Origin of the sequence: Halovenus anhuiensis, from assembly GCF_037080055.1 — an archaeon.
Classification (GTDB): domain Archaea; phylum Halobacteriota; class Halobacteria; order Halobacteriales; family Haloarculaceae; genus Halovenus.
On the sequence record NZ_JBAOJI010000001.1, the window covers coordinates 261,003 to 278,580 of the forward strand.

The 17,578-nt window shown below is 61.0% G+C and carries 17 protein-coding genes; 7 read left to right on the forward strand and 10 right to left on the reverse strand.

Going from position 1 to position 17,578, the window contains the following annotated elements:
• Position 1: 1 nt before the first annotated feature.
• Positions 2-1,387 carry an adenylosuccinate lyase gene (gene purB, locus V8P86_RS01350; protein WP_336325437.1) on the reverse strand — a complete coding sequence of 462 codons (1,386 nt, stop codon included), beginning with the start codon at positions 1,385-1,387 and terminating at the stop codon, positions 2-4.
• 304 nt (positions 1,388-1,691) lie between these two features.
• On the opposite strand from purB, the gene V8P86_RS01355 reads away from it, so the two are divergent.
• Positions 1,692-2,138 carry a UPF0179 family protein gene (locus V8P86_RS01355; RefSeq protein ID WP_336325438.1) on the forward strand — a complete coding sequence of 149 codons (447 nt, stop codon included), beginning with the start codon at positions 1,692-1,694 and terminating at the stop codon, positions 2,136-2,138.
• A 6-nt stretch (positions 2,139-2,144) separates the two neighbouring features.
• Here the strand turns inward: V8P86_RS01355 and V8P86_RS01360 are convergent, their stop codons facing one another.
• The 6 genes from V8P86_RS01360 to V8P86_RS01385 all read right to left on the reverse strand — a co-directional run bounded on the left by V8P86_RS01360 (position 2,145) and on the right by V8P86_RS01385 (position 6,860).
• Positions 2,145-2,552: a hypothetical protein gene (locus V8P86_RS01360; protein ID WP_336325439.1), complete on the reverse strand. Its 408-nt coding sequence runs from the start codon at positions 2,550-2,552 to the stop codon at positions 2,145-2,147.
• Between the two features lie 61 nt (positions 2,553-2,613).
• Positions 2,614-3,423: a M14 family metallopeptidase gene (locus V8P86_RS01365; RefSeq protein ID WP_336325440.1), complete on the reverse strand. Its 810-nt coding sequence runs from the start codon at positions 3,421-3,423 to the stop codon at positions 2,614-2,616.
• 267 nt (positions 3,424-3,690) lie between these two features.
• Complete coding sequence (locus V8P86_RS01370; protein WP_336325441.1) at positions 3,691-4,068, reverse strand: DUF2237 family protein; 378 nt, start codon at positions 4,066-4,068, stop codon at positions 3,691-3,693.
• 48 nt (positions 4,069-4,116) lie between these two features.
• A complete protein-coding gene (locus V8P86_RS01375; protein ID WP_336325442.1) occupies positions 4,117-4,824 on the reverse strand; it encodes a DUF1028 domain-containing protein in 708 nt (235 codons plus the stop codon).
• Positions 4,825-4,892: 68 nt separating this feature from the next.
• A complete protein-coding gene (hjc, locus tag V8P86_RS01380) occupies positions 4,893-5,420 on the reverse strand; it encodes a Holliday junction resolvase Hjc (protein ID WP_336325443.1) in 528 nt (175 codons plus the stop codon).
• Between the two features lie 57 nt (positions 5,421-5,477).
• Entirely contained in the window at positions 5,478-6,860 is a 1,383-nt protein-coding gene (locus V8P86_RS01385) for an LVIVD repeat-containing protein (RefSeq protein WP_336325444.1), read from the reverse strand.
• A gap of 111 nt (positions 6,861-6,971) precedes the next feature.
• Here V8P86_RS01385 and V8P86_RS01390 point away from each other — a divergent pair, with 111 nt between their 5' ends.
• Both V8P86_RS01390 and V8P86_RS01395 read left to right on the forward strand, forming a co-directional pair.
• Positions 6,972-7,913 carry an LppX_LprAFG lipoprotein gene (locus tag V8P86_RS01390; RefSeq protein WP_336325445.1) on the forward strand — a complete coding sequence of 314 codons (942 nt, stop codon included), beginning with the start codon at positions 6,972-6,974 and terminating at the stop codon, positions 7,911-7,913.
• Positions 7,913-9,232: a hypothetical protein gene (locus V8P86_RS01395; protein ID WP_336325446.1), complete on the forward strand. Its 1,320-nt coding sequence runs from the start codon at positions 7,913-7,915 to the stop codon at positions 9,230-9,232. Before V8P86_RS01390 ends, V8P86_RS01395 begins: the two co-directional genes overlap by 1 nt.
• Before the next feature lie 6 nt (positions 9,233-9,238).
• Here V8P86_RS01395 and V8P86_RS01400 read toward each other — a convergent pair whose 3' ends face one another.
• Positions 9,239-10,618 carry an FAD-binding oxidoreductase gene (locus V8P86_RS01400; protein WP_336325447.1) on the reverse strand — a complete coding sequence of 460 codons (1,380 nt, stop codon included), beginning with the start codon at positions 10,616-10,618 and terminating at the stop codon, positions 9,239-9,241.
• Positions 10,619-10,749: 131 nt separating this feature from the next.
• Between V8P86_RS01400 and rpl18a the strand changes: the two genes are divergently transcribed.
• From rpl18a to V8P86_RS01420, 4 genes are read left to right on the forward strand one after another with little or no spacing between them, the layout of a single operon-like run.
• Positions 10,750-10,923 carry a 50S ribosomal protein L18Ae gene (rpl18a, locus tag V8P86_RS01405; protein ID WP_336325448.1) on the forward strand — a complete coding sequence of 58 codons (174 nt, stop codon included), beginning with the start codon at positions 10,750-10,752 and terminating at the stop codon, positions 10,921-10,923.
• Positions 10,920-11,387, forward strand: a complete 468-nt coding sequence (pfdA, locus tag V8P86_RS01410; RefSeq protein WP_336325449.1) for a prefoldin subunit alpha — start codon at positions 10,920-10,922, stop codon at positions 11,385-11,387. Before rpl18a ends, pfdA begins: the two co-directional genes overlap by 4 nt.
• A gap of 6 nt (positions 11,388-11,393) precedes the next feature.
• On the forward strand, positions 11,394-12,590 hold the full coding sequence (gene ftsY, locus V8P86_RS01415) for a signal recognition particle-docking protein FtsY (protein WP_336325450.1): 1,197 nt from the start codon (positions 11,394-11,396) through the stop codon (positions 12,588-12,590).
• Between the two features lie 46 nt (positions 12,591-12,636).
• Positions 12,637-13,065, forward strand: a complete 429-nt coding sequence (locus tag V8P86_RS01420) for a universal stress protein (protein WP_336325451.1) — start codon at positions 12,637-12,639, stop codon at positions 13,063-13,065.
• Positions 13,066-13,086: 21 nt separating this feature from the next.
• Here V8P86_RS01420 and gyrA read toward each other — a convergent pair whose 3' ends face one another.
• Positions 13,087-15,621 (reverse strand): DNA gyrase subunit A, encoded by a 2,535-nt coding sequence (gene gyrA, locus V8P86_RS01425; RefSeq protein WP_336325452.1) that lies wholly within the window; start codon positions 15,619-15,621, stop codon positions 13,087-13,089.
• Positions 15,622-15,624: 3 nt separating this feature from the next.
• Positions 15,625-17,565 (reverse strand): DNA topoisomerase (ATP-hydrolyzing) subunit B, encoded by a 1,941-nt coding sequence (gene gyrB, locus V8P86_RS01430; protein ID WP_336325453.1) that lies wholly within the window; start codon positions 17,563-17,565, stop codon positions 15,625-15,627.
• Between the last annotated feature and the right edge of the window lie 13 nt (positions 17,566-17,578).

Here is a 17,578-nt window from a genome sequence, read left to right on the forward strand (position 1 = left end):
CCTATTCGAGGCCGCCGACCAGTTCGTCTGCGACGCCGGTGTAGCCCGTCGGCGTCAGTGCCCGCAACTCTGCGCGAACCTCCTCGGGCACGTCGAGGTCGGCGAACAACTCCTGGAAATCGTCCAGTTCGACGCGCTCGCCACGGGTGAGTTCCTTGACCTGCTCGTATGCGTCGGTGTGACCCTCCCGGCGGAGGATGGTCTGGACAGCCTCACCGATAATCTCCGGCGTCGCTTCGAGTTCCTCGCGCATGACCTGCTCGTTCGGGACGACCTTCGCCAGCCCGTTGCCGAGTTTCTGGTAGCCGATGAGACAGTGCGCGAAGGCGGCCCCGATGTTGCGCTTGACCGTCGAATCGGAGAGGTCACGCTGGAGCCGTGAGTTGGTCACGTAGCCAGCGAGGAAGTGGAGATCCGAGTTCGCTTTCGAGAGGTTTCCTTCGCTGTTCTCGAAGTCGATCGGGTTGACTTTGTGTGGCATCGTCGAGGAGCCAGTTTCACCCTCGACGGTCTGCTGACCGAGATACCGGTCGGAGATGTACAGCCACGCATCAAGGTCGAGATCCAGCAGGACGTTGTTCGCGCCCTGCAGCGCGTCGAACAGTTCGGCGAGGTCGTCACAGGGGTTGACCTGCGTCGTCAGCGGTTCGTGCTCGAAGCCGAGTTCGGCGACAAAGTCTTCGGCGAATGCGGGCCAGTCGACCTCCGGGAAGGCGGCGTGGTGGGCGGCGTAGGTGCCGCTCGCACCGGCGAGTTTGCCGGAGAGTCCCTCGTGGGCCTGTTCGATGCGGGCGATCTGCTGGCCGAGTCGGGAGGCGTAGACGGCCATCTCCTTGCCGAAGGTCGTCGGCGTGGCTGGCTGGCCGTGCGTGCGGGCGAGCATGGGTACTTCGCGGTACTGCTGGGCCAGTTCCACGAGGTCGTCCCGGCGTTCGTACAGTGTGGGGAGCAAGACCTCCTCGACTGCGCCGTCGACGAGCAGGCGGTGGGCGAGGTTGTTCACGTCCTCGCTGGTCAGCCCGAAGTGAATCCACTGATCGATTTCGGTTTCCTCGGGCAGACGAAGGCGGATGAAGTACTCGACGGCTTTCACGTCGTGGTTCGTCGCGCTGTACTGGCCGTAGCCCTCGGTTTCGAGCTGTTTGATGACATCTGCGTCCTCGTCATCAAACTCCTCGTAGATTGCTCGTAGCGTTTCGATTTCTTCTTCGGTGAAGGACAACGAAACGGCGTCGAGGTCGGCGAGTGCGATCAGATACTCGATTTCCACCTCTACCCGCGCCCGCATGAGCGCCTGTTCGCTGGCGTAGGGAGTCAGCGGTTCGGTGTACCGCGCGTATCGTCCGTCCAGCGGCGAAACTGCCGTCAGTGGCCCGCGTTCGGTCATATCTGTTGATCCGTAGCGGCTCGAAAAAGCCTGCCGGTCTGCTATGAGTATCTTTTAGCGGCGTGATTGTCGTCTCGAAGAACCAGAAAGCCCCCCGTTCGCTTGCCTATCCGGGGCCTGCTCACGGCTCCGCCGTTCGCACATGCCGAGACGCGTAGCGTCTCGCGCCTTACTTCGCCCGGGGCCGGAGCACGCCGGGGCTTTCTGGTTGTTAGCAGTAGCCACCAGCCCGAACACTGTTATACTAAACATTCCCTCTCCCCGTCCCGAGAGACTTAATCGGCTGGGCGGCGACTAGTCAGGTATGGCAACGCTGACGCTGATCGGGACACGGCTAGCGACGGAGGGCGAGGAGTTCGTCTATCGGGGCGAAGCCGCTGCCTGCGAGGGCTGTCCGTACCGCGATCAGTGTCTCAACCTCACCGAGGGACGCCGATACCGCGTGACAAACCTCCGAGAGAACGCGAGCACGCTCGACTGCGGCGTCCACGACACCGGCGTGACGGCCGTCGAAGTCGAACCGGCCGGCATGAAAGCGAACGTCCCGAGCGCGAACGCCTACAGCGGGAGCAAATCGAAACTCGGCGGCGACTGTCCACACACTGGCTGTCCGAGCCACGAGTACTGCGTCCCGGTCGGGGGATCACCGGACAAGGAGTACCGCATCGCCTCGGTCGAAGGCGAACCGCCACACGATCACTGCCGACTGGATCGAGATCTGACGCTCGTCGAACTCGAACCCGAGGAGTAAAACAGCTCAGCGCTGGATCTGAACGCCCGTGTTGTTGAGATAAGCCTCGAAGGTCTGTTGATCGCCGGTGATGATTCTGCCAATCGTCGCCTGATAGGGCGTGATCGTGTAGGGATCGTTCGGACCCGACGGCGGCTGTGGCAACGGAATGTGCGCGCGGAAATTGTCGACGCTCGCGATTTCGTGATACTCGACCGGCGAGTCACTATAGTAGACGACGTAGCCGAAACTCTGGCTGTTCGCCTGGAGATGCTGCGTCCACGGCTGCTGGAAATTCGAGTCGAGTTGTTCGTACCGCTGAATTCGAAGCTCGACCTCGTCGCGATACGTCCAGGTCCCCATATCGGGAAACGGAATCCACTCACCGGGATTTGACTCGTCGACGGTCGATCTGATCTCCTCCAGTTCTGTCATGCCAATGGGCAGTAGTTGTACCGTATCTCATATAAAATATGTCATCTCCGCCGTCACGCCCTCACTCCGCCAGTTGATCGAACTCCTCGACAGTTCCGAGCCGTTGGGCTGTATACCCGAAGACGGCCTCGTACCCGTACGGTGACATGAGGACTGGATAGAAGGGTTCGTCAGCGGTCACTTCGTGGTCGTCGGCGGCGGCGAAGGACTCGCCCTGTGCGACGCGCTCGAAATTCGAGGCGTAGACGTGGTAGCTACTGGCTTCGGCTTTCGGGATCTGTCGGTCGAGTCGGAACAGCGGCACCGGATCGGCCTCCGGCCGAGTTTCCATCGGTAACGCGCCGGTCGCGCCCAGGAACTCACGGAGCAACCGGCTGGCGTTTTCGGTCGCCTGTTCGGAGCCCTGATAGCCACACTCGACTTCGACGGTGGTCGGGACGGCGTCGAACAACCGACCCTTCGAGTGACTCCCCACGTCGACGACGGCGTCGACCGAGAGGTGTTTCAGCACGGGTGTGACGCGGTCGTCGGGTTCGTGAATCAGTGCGAAGGTCCCATCGTAGGACTGCGTCGAGTGCATCGAGAAAGTGAGACAGTCGTCGAGTTGCTCGGTGAGTTGGGCTGCCAGTCGAGACTCGTGTGTGGGGCCATCTGGATCACCGGGGAACGCCCGGTTGAGATCCTCTTCGAGATATCGCTCGCCCGCTTCGATCGCTTCTTCGTTGGCGATGATGAACTGCACGGCCCGGTCTAACTCCGGCGGATCCGCGAGGAATCGCTCGACTGCGTTGATTCCGCATGGTTCGTCGCCGTGAATACCACCGATGACCGCCAATTCTGGGTCCGATCCACCGAGACACTCGATCCGCATTCGATCAGTGATACGTGACGGAGGGTTATCAATGCTGGAATTTCCACCGAGGAGAGTGCGGTCTCACCGTTCGGCTCGATCCGACTCTCTCAAAACGGCGACCTGACGACGAGAACCACTCACTCGTCCTCGTCGCTGGTGTCCGAGAGGGCCTCACGCTGTTCGGCCACGCTGATTCGCGTCGGACTGTCGGGCAGCAACAGATCCAGCATAGAAGACTGTCCGGCCGTTACTATCAAATAAGTGGTAGCTTTCCAACTGACCGCATCAGCCCTCGTATTCGTACGCTTTCAGCGTCTCGGTGTCGATGTCAGTGAGCACAGATTCGTTGGTCGCTTCGAGGACGACCGGCGGCGCGACGCCGGCTTCCTCGGCCTCGATCCAGCGGTCGACACAGAGACACCACCGATCACCGGGGTCCAGTCCGGGAAAGTTGAACTCCGGCCGGGGCGTGATCAGATTGTTGCCCTGTGCTTTGCTGTATTCGAGAAACTCCTCGGTGACGACCGCACAGAGTTCGTGACAACCCCGATCCTGCGGGTGTTCGTGACAGTAGCCATCCCTGAGATACCCCGTCTGCGGGTCGGTACTACAGGGAAGCAGTTCCGTCCCGTAGACGTTGTTCTGGTCCGTCTCCTGAGCCATACCCGCCATTCAGGGCCGGACACACAAGATAGTTCCCAGGTCGAGTACTCACATTCCGCTCTCGTCGTCTTCTTCGTAGGCCTCCTCGTATCGCTCCAGGGCCATCTCGTAGCTCTCGGTTGCGAGTTTGATTGTCTCTCTCAGATCGACAATCGGCGTCTCTGTCGCGTCGACACGGATGTCGTTGTACGCCGGACTCACCGGCTCGTCTTCCGTCTTGGCGACACGAATCGCGGCGCTCTGGACGTGCAACTCCTCGCGTTTGTCCCCACCTTCGGCGTAGCCGGCCGCGAGACAGTCGAGCAGTCGCTTCGCGAGCGGCAAGTCGTCGCCGCTGCTCTCCTCGTACGTCTCCGCGACTGCCTCGATGACGGCTTCGCCGGTGAGGAGATTTCCGGCGACGGTGTAGTTCTCGCCGACGACATCCCCGTACCAGTCTTTGCACTCCTCGCCCGAAAAGGCAAATTCTCCCTCGTGGCCGACGCCGTGGAGTTGCCGCTGCGGACTGCCGTCGTCTGCCGCTAGCAAGGCGTCGAGCGCATCCTCGACGTGGAGTCCATCAGCAAGATACTCCACGCCCTTCCGACCGAGTTCCGTGTTGACGAAACTCTGTGTTGCGACAGCGCCGTGTTCGTTGACGAACGGACAGAGGTTCCCCACGCCCGCCAGTCGAGTCGTTACGGCGACGCCGAATCGCGTCTGTTCGGTCCCGGTGTCGTCCTCGTACGACTCCCGCACGCAGATACTGAATGTCATACCAGCACCGTAGAGAGCCAGCACAAAAAATCCGGCTGCAAACGCGCTCTCGCCTCGTTTCAGTCAACCTACGAGTCGAGCATCTCGACGCCATCCTCGACGGAGAGATCACCGCGTTCGATGGCTTCGATGATCGGCCGGATATCCGAGGCATCCTGCGAGTCGTCCTCGTCTTCGCCGAGTTCGTCGAGTGTCACCTTCTCGGAGTGGCCGGTCAGTTCGTCGAAATCGACGCCATCTGCGAGTGCCGTCTCCTTTTTGACTCGGTAGTTGCCGCCGTCGGTCTGATAGAGATCGTCGGGATGGAAGAAGTACCAGTCCTCGCGGTCGAACCGGACACCGATCCGGGGTTTCGCGCCGAAGTTCCGCGAGAAATACACCAGCGCGTAGACCTCCTCGCCGCTGAGATAGATCGGATCGCCGGCAGAGGACTTTGCCTCGATTGCGTAGAAGGCCCCTCCGTTGCCGGCCAGCACGTCCGGTAGTTCGCGCTCGGTCGCGCTGCCGCTTGCCGGCGCGCGCATCACGGCAAAGCCCGCCTCGTCGAGTTTGTTGACGAGTTCTCGCTCCCGACGGTCCCCTTTCGCGTTCGACATCGACTCGATGTCAGCGAGCGATCCCTATAAAACCGGCCTTCGCCCCCGGCCGCGCGGTCAGTCCTTTTCGCGGTATCGCTGGAGCCAGTACCCGCCCAGCGCGCCGCCGACGGCCGCGGGAATGCCGAAGCCTGGGCCGGAGCCGTCGGAGTCTTCAGTCGCCACCTTTGGTTGGCCAGTTATCGCTTCGGGAGAATCCGGGAAGACGTAGAGTGCTTCGCGAACGGCGGGTGGATTCTCTCGAAGGATCTTCGAGACATCTGCACTGGTCGCGACGAATCCATCCGTTGCGGCCTCGGCGGTCCAGAAACTCGTCTGTTCGGAATTGCGCCAGTGTCCGATCTCTTCGGGGTTCGATGGCTCGCTGATATCGTGAATCTTCACGCCGCCGTAGTACCACGAACTGTAGAACTGATCCCCGGCGAAATCGAAGTTGTGCGCGCTGGTGAATCGGCCGGATCGCGTCTGATCCTCACCGGGCGGTGGATCGATCCGGGCGAGATGCTGCGGATCTGCTGGGTCCTCCACGTCGTAGAGGTCGATGCCGCCGGGGCCGCCAGAGCCGTTGAAGTCCCAGCCTTCTTCGCCGACGGCGAGCAGTGAGCCGTCGTCGTTGATCATCGTGTAGTGCGCATTCCCCGGCGGCGAGAGCGACTCGCGGATTGCTTGGGGTTGGGAGAACGGCCGCAGGTCAGCGAGGTCGTACTCGCCGATGCTGGCCAGTACCGCGGGATTCTGCGGATCACTCACGTCGACGATCCACGTCCCGGCATCCCAGCATGGGATGTACGCGATGCCATCCTGTACCGTCACGTCGTGGAGACTTCGGGAGGCTCGTTGTACGTCTGCGTATCCCTCGTCATAGTCGTTGAGCGACCAGCGCCCGACCTCTTCCGGCTCTGCCCCCGTCACGTCGACCATTACCAGCGGATTCGCTGGCGCGGCGCTACCGGTCAGGTAGACGATTCCTTCGTCGATATAGAGGTTGTGAATGTAGAATCCGCCGTCCATCGGCTGGCCAGTTTCGTAGAATGCGAGTTGTTCCGGCTCGGTCGGATCGGTAATATCGTACAGCGCGAATCCGTGTGCGGAGTTCGGGTTAAAATTGCCCGGGCCGCCGACGACCAGTCGGTCCTCCCAGACCCAGCAGTCGAGTACGTCCTGAAACGGCGCTCCGGTCCCGGTCTCGATATCTCGTCGCTCGGCGACGACAGTCGGTGACTCCGGCTGGGAGATATCGACGACAGCAACGCCGTCGTCGGCAGCGATGTAGGCGAACTCCTCCTGGACGGTACAGTCCGTCGCCCCGGATACCTCGACCGATCCCAGCGGCGCCAGCGAGGTAGCGTCGTCCCCGGACTGCGCGCCGCTGGCGGGACTCCCGAGGACAGTTACGGCGACAACTCCCCCGCCGGCCTGCAGAAACCGCCGTCGATGCATACTCGAAGGTGACGGGAGTCACGGACAATAAGATGGTGGTCGGGGTTTCTCATCGCGAAACAATCGAGCAAGACGAAAGCATTTATGATTCGGTTGTCGATACGAGGACACATGATAGATATCGAGTGGCCCGGAAGGAAAGGACAACTGGCGGTCATCGCCCTTGCTGCCCTCCTCGTGACCGCGGGTTGTGCAGGTCTCGGTTCGCCCGACGAAACTGGAAACGATACGGTCGATTCTGAGGACCCGGACGATCCGGGAGACGATGAATCTGGAGACGAGAACGAAACTGACGGCACCGACGACGAGAATTCGACAGATGAGACCGACAGCGCGTTCAGTGATCTCGATCCAGTCGAGGAGGACGTGACGGCTGCTGAGTTGCTCAACGACAGCGTCGCCGCCCTCGATACGGTCGAGAGCTACCGACTACAACAGAACATTACGACCGTCCAGCGCTCGAACAACCAGGAAATCACGACGCAGAACAACCAGACTGGTCGTATCGATAGAGCACAACAGCGAGCAGGTATCGAGGGAGTCACCGCATCTCAGGGCCGTTCGATCGAAACCAAACAGTATCTGCTGAACGACAGCCTCTACGAATCGAACGAGCGGATCGCTCAGCAGTACGGCACACAGTGGGTCCGCACCAACCTGACTGGCTCCTACGAGCAGGTGTTCGAGCAGTTCGACTCGATCAACCAACTGGAGCGGGTGTTCGCCAACGCCACGGGAACGGTCGAAGGCCAGACCGAAATCGACGGCGAGGAGGTATACGCGATCAATGCGACGGTTGACAGCGACACAATCGTCGAGACCAGACAGTCGGTCAACGGTGTCGAACGGTTCCAGCTCAATCTCTGGCTCTCGACAGAGACAGCCCTCCCCCGACAGGTTACAGAAGACTCTGCATTGAACCTCTCGACGGCACGTGGCAACTTCACGCAACAGACTGACAGCCTCTTGGCCTTCAGCTACGAAGATGTCGATGTCACTCTCCCCGAAGCGGCCGAGGGTGCGCCGACGGCCGAGGAAGTCACTGGACAGTAATGGATTACGGACGAACGATTGCCGTCGTGGTCCTCGCCGTTGCCCTCGCGATGAGTGGTTGTCAGGCCCCCGGAACGAATCCGGACGCCGTCTCACCCACGGAATCGACACCAGCCGAAGGCCTCCCGTCCAACGAGACAGACCAGAACGGCACGACTGGTGGGTCCGAGGATCCGTTTCCGATCTCTGACCCCGCCAATGTCACTGTCGAGGGCGGAGACTTACGCACTGACCCCGGACTCGTCTACACCCGAGTAGAAGGGTTGCTGGAGACGGAGACTCCCGCACCGGCGTCTGTGCGGGCCTACAATTCGACCGAAGCGTTCGGCGACTCGCTCCCATCCAGCGGAATCGGTATCGGCCAGCCGCGGTTTTTCGATGTCGTCGGGTTCGAGACCGGTGCAATCCGAAACGAGACGTTCATCGACGAGGTGGGGAACGGGTACACGCTCGGATCGGGGTCGATTGCCGTCTTCGTCCAGGAGAACGCGACGCGTGACGAGGAAGAGATGCTCCTCGCCCACGAACTCGCTCACTATATTCAGTTCCAGAACGGCCGACAGAGCCAACTCACCGAGGAAATCGACCCACAGACCGTCGACGGGCAATACGTCGTCCGCAGCCTCGTCGAAGGGACGGCAGTGTTCACGACCGACGAGTACCTCGACAGATTCGGGGAGAACCGGACGACAAACAGCCCGTACTACGACGACGAACAGGCTGCCTATCCACGGGGTCATCTCCGACGCTGGGCCAACAGTCAGTATCAGATGGGGACCGACTACGTCACCCAACGTCTGGACTCACCCAGCGAAGTCGGCGCGATCTACGAGGACCCACCGACCCGGAGCAGAGAACTACTCGACCCGGACGCACCGCAACGTCCCGAGTTGTTCGTCTCGAACACGCTAGCGCGGAGCGAAATCTCGACGAACAGACTGGGTGCGGCGTTCCTCCGGTACGCGCTTGAGAGTCACATCGAGGTCGACCGCGCCGAATCGGTCGCGACCGGACTCGGAACCGACTCCCTGCATCAGTTCCGCTCAGACACCGACACGTTCGGCAACTACGCGTGGGCGACACGCTGGGACAGCGCGGCGGACGCCGACAGGTTCGAGGCCGCCTTCGGCGAATACCTCGATGCGCGCGGGAACGCGAGCGCAGATGGCTGGACGCTCGACGACGTCGATCTGACCGTGCAACTGCGCCGTCCGACACCAGAAACCGTCGTCGCGGTGTTCGGATCAGATTCGTTCGTCGAGGGAACGACTGCGAGCGGAGCAGATGGAGAGATCGTTCTGGAATCCGCTCAGAAGTAATCGCGGTCAGTTCTCTTTTGGGAAGATCTTGCCCGGGTTGAGAATCCCGTTTGGATCCAGCGCGTCTTTGACCGATTGCATTGCCGCAACAGTCTCCGCGCCGTGTTCGTCGAGGAGATACTTCCGTTTGCCCTGTCCGATCCCGTGTTCGCCTGTGGCCGTTCCGCCGACTTCGATGGCTCGCTCGACGGCCTCGGCGTACAGCGCCTCACCACGCTCTAACTGATCTTCGTCGTCCATGTCGACGAGAACGGTGTAGTGGATGTTTCCGTCGCCCGCGTGGCCGAAGCACGGCGTCATGAGGCCGTATTTCTCGCCGAGCGCTTTGATTTCCTTGACGAGGTCGCCGTACTTGCTGATCGGGACCGTGACATCGCCGGGGTGCAGTGGTTGGAGGTCGGGGTCGTACGATCGAACGGCGAAGGCGAGGTCTTTCCGGGCCTGCCAGAGATCTTCCATTCGCTCTTCGTCGGCCATCTCGAACTCGACGAGATCGTGCGTTTCCAGAATCGACCGACAGAAGTCGATCTCTTCGTCGATGCCGTGGTTTGCGTGAAACTCCACGAAGACCATCGGCGAGTCCGGCAGATCCGCGCCCGTGTAGGCGTTCGACATCATCGCCGATTCCTGATCGATCAACTCGATTTTCGCCACGTCGACGCCGGACTGGATCACGTCCGTCACGGCGGCGGACGCGTGATCCAGATCCGGAAACAGTGCGCGACCGCCCTTGATTTGCTCTGGTCGGCCCGCCAGTTCGAGCGTCGCCCGCGTGACGACGCCCAGTGTCCCCTCGCTGCCGATCATGAGGTCTCGCAGGTTGTACCCTGAAGAGGTCTTGACGGCCTTCGAGCCCGCGGTGATAACCGATCCGTCCGCGAGCACCACTTCCAGTTCGAGCACCCAGTCGGCCACTTCGCCGTACTTGACCGTCTGCATCCCACTCGCCGAGTTCGCGATCATCCCGCCGATGGTAGAGATATCACCGGAGGAGGGCAGCGGCGGGAAAAAGAGGCCGTGCTCGCCTGCAGTCTCCTCGATGGTCGGTCCCATCACGCCCGGCTGGAGGTCTATCTGGAAATCCTCCGGGCGTACATCGAGTACGTCGTTCATCCGTGTGAGATCCATGCTGATCCCGCCCTCCGCCGGCACGGCGTTACCCTCCAGTCCCGTGCCCGCTGCGTACGGAGTGACGGGAATCCCACGGTCGTTCGCCGCTTCGAGTACGTCGGCGACTTCCTCGGTCGTCGTCGGGTAGACGACGACGTCCGGTTCGGTGCCTTCCGGTGTCCCCCAATCAGTCGCGTGTTCTTCGAGCGCATCCTCCCCTGTTGTCACCTGTCCATCTCCGAGTGAGTCGGTGAGAAAGGCGGTATCGAGTGCCATGTAGCCCTGTTTGCGAGGCGGTCGCAAAAAGATACCTCCTCACAGCATCGATCCCCGTCGAGCCTGTTAGGGGAACGGAATTGTCTCGCCGAGTAGGAAGATTCTTCCCCGTTGGTGCACCATCAAGTGACATGGACGAATACACGGTTTCCGGCGAGTGGGAAGCCCGAGACGGATGGCAGAGCTTCGAGAAAGCACTCGAAGCGGAGAACGAGGACGTTGCAGTCGAACACATCTACGCCGAGTTCGGCTCGCGTCACGGACTCAAACGCCGACAGATCGAGATTGACGAGGTGGCAGCATGAGCCTCGGTGGTGGCGGTGGCGGCGGCGGCGGCGGTGAGATGCAACAGATCACCCAGCAGATCGAACAGCTCGAACAGACGAAACAAGCCATCGAGGCCGAAATCGAGCAACTGCAGGAGGAGAAACGCGAAATCGACGAAGCCATCGAGGCAGTCGACCAGCTCGAATCCGGTTCGACGGTCCAGGTCCCCATCGGCGGCGGTGCCTACGTTCGCGCAGAAGTGCAGGACATGGACGAAATCATCGTCGACCTCGGCGCGGATTACTCCGCCGAGCGAGGCAAGGAGGGCGCGACCAGCACCCTCGAAGCTAAAAAGGAGAAACTCGACGAAGAGATCGAAGAGTTCCGCTCCGAGATTGCACAGGTCGAAACCGAGACCGAAGAACTCGAAGAGCAGGCCGAGCAGATGCAGGCCCAGCAGCTCCAGCAGCTTCAGCAGCAACAACAGCAACAGGACGAGTAAGGCGCGATGTTCGACGGACTAAAAGACAAGCTCAAAGGCTTCACCGAGGACGTCGAGGACGAAGCGGAACTCGACGAAGCGGAAGCGGAAGCCGACGCCGAGGCTGAAGCCGCACAGTCAGGCTCGGCAAGCGACGAGGAGGAGACCGGTGAGCAAACAGCAGCTAGTGCTGATCCCGTCGAACAGGACGGAACCGATTCTGCACCGACAGCCGCTGAACCAGACTCGGATACTGCCGTCGACACCGAGGAGTCCGCCCCCGACGAGGAGACAGACTCGACTGAACAGGAACCAGCAGATTCCGAAGGCGGCGGACTCGGACTCACCGGGAAGGCGAAAGCGCTCGCGACCGGGAAGACGATCATCGAACAGGAGGAGTTACAGCCACATCTCGACGAACTCGAAGTCGCGTTGCTAGACAGCAACGTCGAACTCGAAGTCACGATCGAGATTCTGAACGGCATCGAAGAAAACCTCGCTGGCGAGGCCCGCGGCCGACTTGAGAGTACGGGCAGCGTCGTCGAGGACGCGCTCCGGGAGGCACTGTACGACGTGATCAACGTCGGCCAGTTCGATTTCGACCAGCGCATCGCCGAGGCTGACAAACCCTTCGTGATGGTCTTTACCGGCGTCAACGGTGTCGGCAAGACCACTTCGATCGCCAAACTCTCGAAGTATCTGGAAGATCAGGGCTACTCGACGGTGCTGGCAAACGGTGATACCTACCGGGCCGGCGCGAACGAGCAACTGCAGGAACACGCCGACGCGCTGGATCGAAAGCTCATCACCCACGAACAGGGCTCCGATCCGGCCGCGGTGATCTACGACGCCGTCGAGTACGCCGAGGCCAACGACGTGGACGTTGTGCTCGGTGACACGGCGGGTCGCCTGCACACCAGCGACGATCTGATGGATCAACTGGAGAAAATTGACCGCGTGATCGAACCCGACATGACCGTCTTCGTCGACGAGGCTGTGGCCGGACAGGACGCGGTCAATCGTGCCGACGAGTTCGACAAGGCGGCGACAATCGACGCTTCGATTCTGACCAAAGCCGACGCGGATCAGGACGGTGGCGCGGCCATCTCGGTCGCACACGTCACGGGCAAACCCATTCTGTTCCTCGGCACGGGACAGGATTACGACGACCTCGAACGGTTCGACCCCGAACGGATCGTCAACGAACTGCTCGGTCCCGAGTAGCTCCGTCCCACCTGTCTTTTTGTAGCCGCCCATCAACCGTACAGACATGACCGTCCTCGTCGCATACGATGGATCAGACCCTTCACAGGCCGCTGTCGAATACGCTATCGAAGAACACGCCGACAAGGAGATTGTGCTCCTACGCGTCGTCGAAGTTGCGAGTGGGATGACCGACGCCGGGATCAACATGATTCAGGAGCGATTCCGAGAGAAACCTGAGAAAGTCAAAAAAGAAGCCCGCAATAAGGTCGCCGAAGAGATCGCTGACCTCTTCGAGGAGGCGGGTCTCGACTTCGAGACGGCGATTGTCTTCGGTGCACCTGCCAAAGAGATCGTCAACTACGCCGAGGAGTACGATATCGACCAGATCGTGATCGGCAACCACGGTCGATCGGGCGTCTCGCGTGTGTTGCTCGGTAGTGTCGGCGAAAAGGTCGTCCGGCGCGCGCCGATGCCGGTGACCGTCGTCCGCTAAATCGCGTTTGAACGCGATACGTTACTCTTCGTCTGCGTTGACGACCGAACCGGGAATCACGGTCACACTCGCCACGCTGTCGCTCTCGTCGACGGCCATCACGTTGACACCTTTCGTGTTGCGGCCGACTGTCGAAATCTCACCGACCGGACAGCGCATGATCTGGCCCTCGTCGCTCATGACGACGATGTGATCGTCTTCTTCGACGGCTTTGACCGTCGCAACCGGTCCGTTTCGCTCGTCGGTCTTGATATCGACCAGTCCCTTGCCGTAGCGGGACTGCGGGCGGTACTCGGTCAACGGTGTCCGCTTGCCGTACCCGCGCCGTGTGACTGTCAGCAGCGCGCGCTCGTCGTCGTCGGTCGTTGAGACCATCCCGGCCACGCGGTCGTCGCCTTCCAGATCGATCCCGCGGACACCGCGGGCTGTTCGGCCCATCTCGCGGGCCTCGCTCTCGTCGAAACGAATGGTCATCCCGTGCTCCGTGGCGATGACGAGATCACCGGTTCCGTCGGTCACTTCGACGTCGATCAACTCGTCGCCGTCTTCGACATCTGCGGCGATGATCCCCGTCGAGAGGATGTTGTCGAACTCGGTCGCACAGGTCCGCTTGACGTAGCCCTCCCGGGTAACCATCGTCAGGCACTCGTCGTCGCCGAACTCGTCGGTGTCGACGACGGCGGTGATCTCCTCACCGTCGTCGAGGTCGATGATGTTGACGGCGGATTTCCCGCGCGCTGTTCGGGACATCTCGGGAATCTCGTAGGTCTTGAGTCGGTAGACCTGTCCCTGATTGGTGAAACAGAGCAGGTAGTCGTGGGTGTTCGCTCGGAAGACCTTCGAGACGCGATCACCCTCCTTGGGATCAGAGCCGATGATCCCCTTGCCGCCCCGGCGCTGGGGATCGAAGGCGTCGGCGGGCATCCGCTTGATGTAATCCTGCTCGGTGATGACGACCAGACAGTCCTCCTCGGGGATCAGGTCCTCGTGAGTGACCTGGCCCTCGTCTTCGAGGATCTTCGTCCGGCGGTCGTCGTCGTACTCTTCTCTGATCTCTTGGAGTTCATCTTTGATGACGCCGAGCAGTTTCTCCTCGGACGCGAGAACGGATTCGAGATACTCGATGGTCTCTTGGACCTCCTCGTACTCGGATTCGATCTCGCCGGCCTCCATCGACGTGAGCGATCCGATCTGCATCCGGAGGATGTGTTCGGCCTGTTCCGCCGAGAAGTCGAAACCTGTCTGCACGTCGGTGTACTCCAGTTCGAGATCCGGATCGTCGAGATCTAGCTCGCCTTCCAGCGCTTTCTGGGCCTGGTCGCGGTCCTCGGATTCGGTGATGAGGTTGACGATTGCCTCGGCGTTGTCGACGGCTTTCATGCGGCCTTCGAGAATATGTGCGCGATCCTCCGCTTCCGCGAGGTCGTGTTCGGATCGGCGACGAACGACCTCCTTGCGGTGGTCGAGGTAGTGCCGGAGCGTCTCCTTCAGCGAGAGCACCTGCGGTTGGCCGTCGACAAGGGCGAGGTTGATAACGCCGAAGGTCGATTCGAGGTGGTGCTCCAGCAGTTGGTTCTCGACCACGTCGGCGTTGGCATCGCGCTTGAGGTCGATAGCAATCCGCACCCCGTCACGGTCGGACTCGTCGCGGAGGTCCGAGACACCCTCGATGGTACCTTCGTTCACGTCGTCGGCGATGCGCTTGACGATCCGGGCCTTGTTCTCTTGGAAGGGCAACTCGGAGATTATAATCTGATCCGCACCCGAGTCGTTGCGCTGAATCTCGTACTCGGCGCGCATCCGGATCCGACCGCGTCCGGTTTCATACGCCGAGTAGATGGGATCCTTTCCGACGATGTTGCCGCCGGTCGGGAAGTCCGGGCCCTTGATGTGCTGCATCAGGTCCTCGGTCGTACAGTCGGGGTTCTCGATCAGGTGGACCGTCGCGTCGACGACTTCGCCGAGGTTGTGCGGCGGGATATTCGTCGACATTCCGACGGCGATTCCCGAAGAGCCGTTCAGCAGGAGATTCGGGAGTTTCGCCGGCAGCACCTCCGGCTCCATGAGCCGGTCGTCGTAGTTGGGCTGGAAGTCGACGGTATCCTTGTCGAGGTCTTCGAGCATCTCCTCGGCGATGGGAGCCATCCGAGCCTCGGTGTACCGCATCGCGGCGGCCGGATCGCCGTCCATCGAACCGAAGTTCCCCTGCCCGTCGACGAGCGGATAGCGCAGTGAGAAGTCCTGTGCCATCCGCACGAGCGTGTCGTAAATCGCCGAGTCGCCGTGCGGGTGGTAGTCACCCATCGTTTCGCCGACGATGGACGAAGACTTGCGGTGACTCGATCCCGACGAGACGCCGAGTTCGTTCATCGCGTAGAGAATCCGGCGGTGGACGGGTTTGAGTCCGTCTCGTACGTCCGGGAGCGCACGGCCCGCGATGACGCTCATCGCGTAGTCGATGTAGCTCTGTTCCATCTCGTCTTCGATGCGAACGTGCTCGACGTTCGCGGCCGGTGCCTCAACGTTGTCCGGGTTGTCTGGTAGATCTGAACTCATAGTTTAGATGTCGACCCACTCTGCTTCCGGCGCGTGCTCTTTGATGAACTCCTTGCGCGGTTCGACGGCGTCACCCATCAGCACCGAGAACATCTTGTCCGCGGCGGCGGCGTCCTCGACGGTGATCTGTTTGAGATACCGTGTCTCGGGGTTCATCGTCGTCTCCCACAACTGGTTGGGGTTCATCTCGCCCAGACCCTTGAACCGCTGGACCTGATCGGGGCTGCCGTTGCACTTCTCTTCGATAATCCGGTCGCGCTCTTCGTCGGTCATCGCGTCGTAGGTCTCGCCGCGATACCGGATTCGGTACAGCGGTGGTTGGGTCGCGTAGACGTGACCCCGCTCCAGAAGCGGCTTCATGTGTCGGTAGAAGAAGGTGAGCAGGAGCGTCCGGATGTGCGCACCGTCAACGTCGGCGTCGACCATAAAGAAGATCTTCTGATACCGCAGGTCGTCGATATCGAACTCGTCGCCGATACCTGTACCGAGGGCGGTGATTAGATTGCGGATCTCGTCGTTTTCGAGAATCCGATCCAGCCGGTGTTTCTCGACGTTGAGAATCTTCCCCTTGATCGGGAGGACGGCCTGAAACTCCGGATCACGGCCCTGTTTTGCACTGCCGCCCGCAGAGTCACCCTCCGTGACGAACAGTTCGGCCTCGGTCGGATCGCGGGTCTGACAGTCCGAAAGCTTGCCGGGCAGCGCCGTCGAATCGAGCGCGCTCTTCCGGCGTGTCAGCTCTTCGGCCTTCTTGGCGGCCTTGCGAGCCTTGGCAGCTTCGACGGCTTTCGAGACGATTACTTCCGCAGTGTCCGGGTTCTCCTCGAAGTAGGTGCCCAGGTGTTCGTGGACCGCAGACTCGACGATGCCTCGGACCTCGCTGTTGCCGAGTTTTGTCTTGGTCTGGCCCTCGAACTGTGGGTCGGGGTGTTTGATCGAGAGGACTGCTGTGAGTCCCTCGCGGATATCATCGCCTTTGAGGGTATCGTCGAGATCTTTCAACAGCCCGTGGTCTTTGGCGTAATCGTTGACGACGCGAGTCAGCGCCGTCTTGAAGCCGGTCATATGTGTCCCCCCTTCGCGGGTGTTGATGTTGTTCGCGAAGGCGTGCAGCGAGCCTTGCAGTTCGTCGGTAGCCTGCAGTGCTACCTCGACGGCGACGACGCCGTCTGCGTCGCCGGCCTCGCCGATAGGTTCGTCCTCGTCGAAGTAGATGACTTCCTCGTGGAGTTCGGTCTTGGTCTCGTTGAGAAACTGGACGAACTCCTTGATACCGCCCTCGTATTTGAACGTCTGAGAGCGGTCTTCACGCTCGTCGGTCAGGACGATCTCGACGCCGGAGTTGAGGAAAGCGAGTTCGCGCAGGCGAGATTCGAGCGTCGAGAAGACGAAATCAGTCGTCTCGAAGATCTCGCTGTCGGGCCAGAACTGGATTTTCGTTCCCGTCTCCTCGTCGGGTTCCATATCGCGGACCCGTTCGAGTTCGTATTCGGGTTCGCCGTGGTCGAAGCGCTGCTGCCAGACCGCTCCGTCTCGTTTGACCGTCACTTCCAGCCACTTCGAGAGTGCATTCACGACAGAGACCCCAACCCCGTGGAGCCCGCCCGATACCTGGTAGGATTTGTTGTCGAATTTCCCGCCAGCGTGCAGGACGGTCATAATCACCTCGACCGCCGGCCGACCGTGTTCCTCGTGGGTGTCGACCGGAATCCCCCGACCGTCGTCCTGAACAGAGACAGAGTTGTCCTCGTGGATGGTCACTTCGATGCTGTCACAGTGGCCCGCCAACGCCTCGTCGATGGAGTTGTCCACGACCTCGTAGACGAGATGGTGAAGCCCGCGGGTGTCCGTCGAACCGATGTACATCGCCGGGCGTTTCTGGACGGCCTGCAACCCTTCGAGTACCTGTATCTGTCCTGCTCCGTACTCACTATCCTCAGACATGAAATCGTAACGT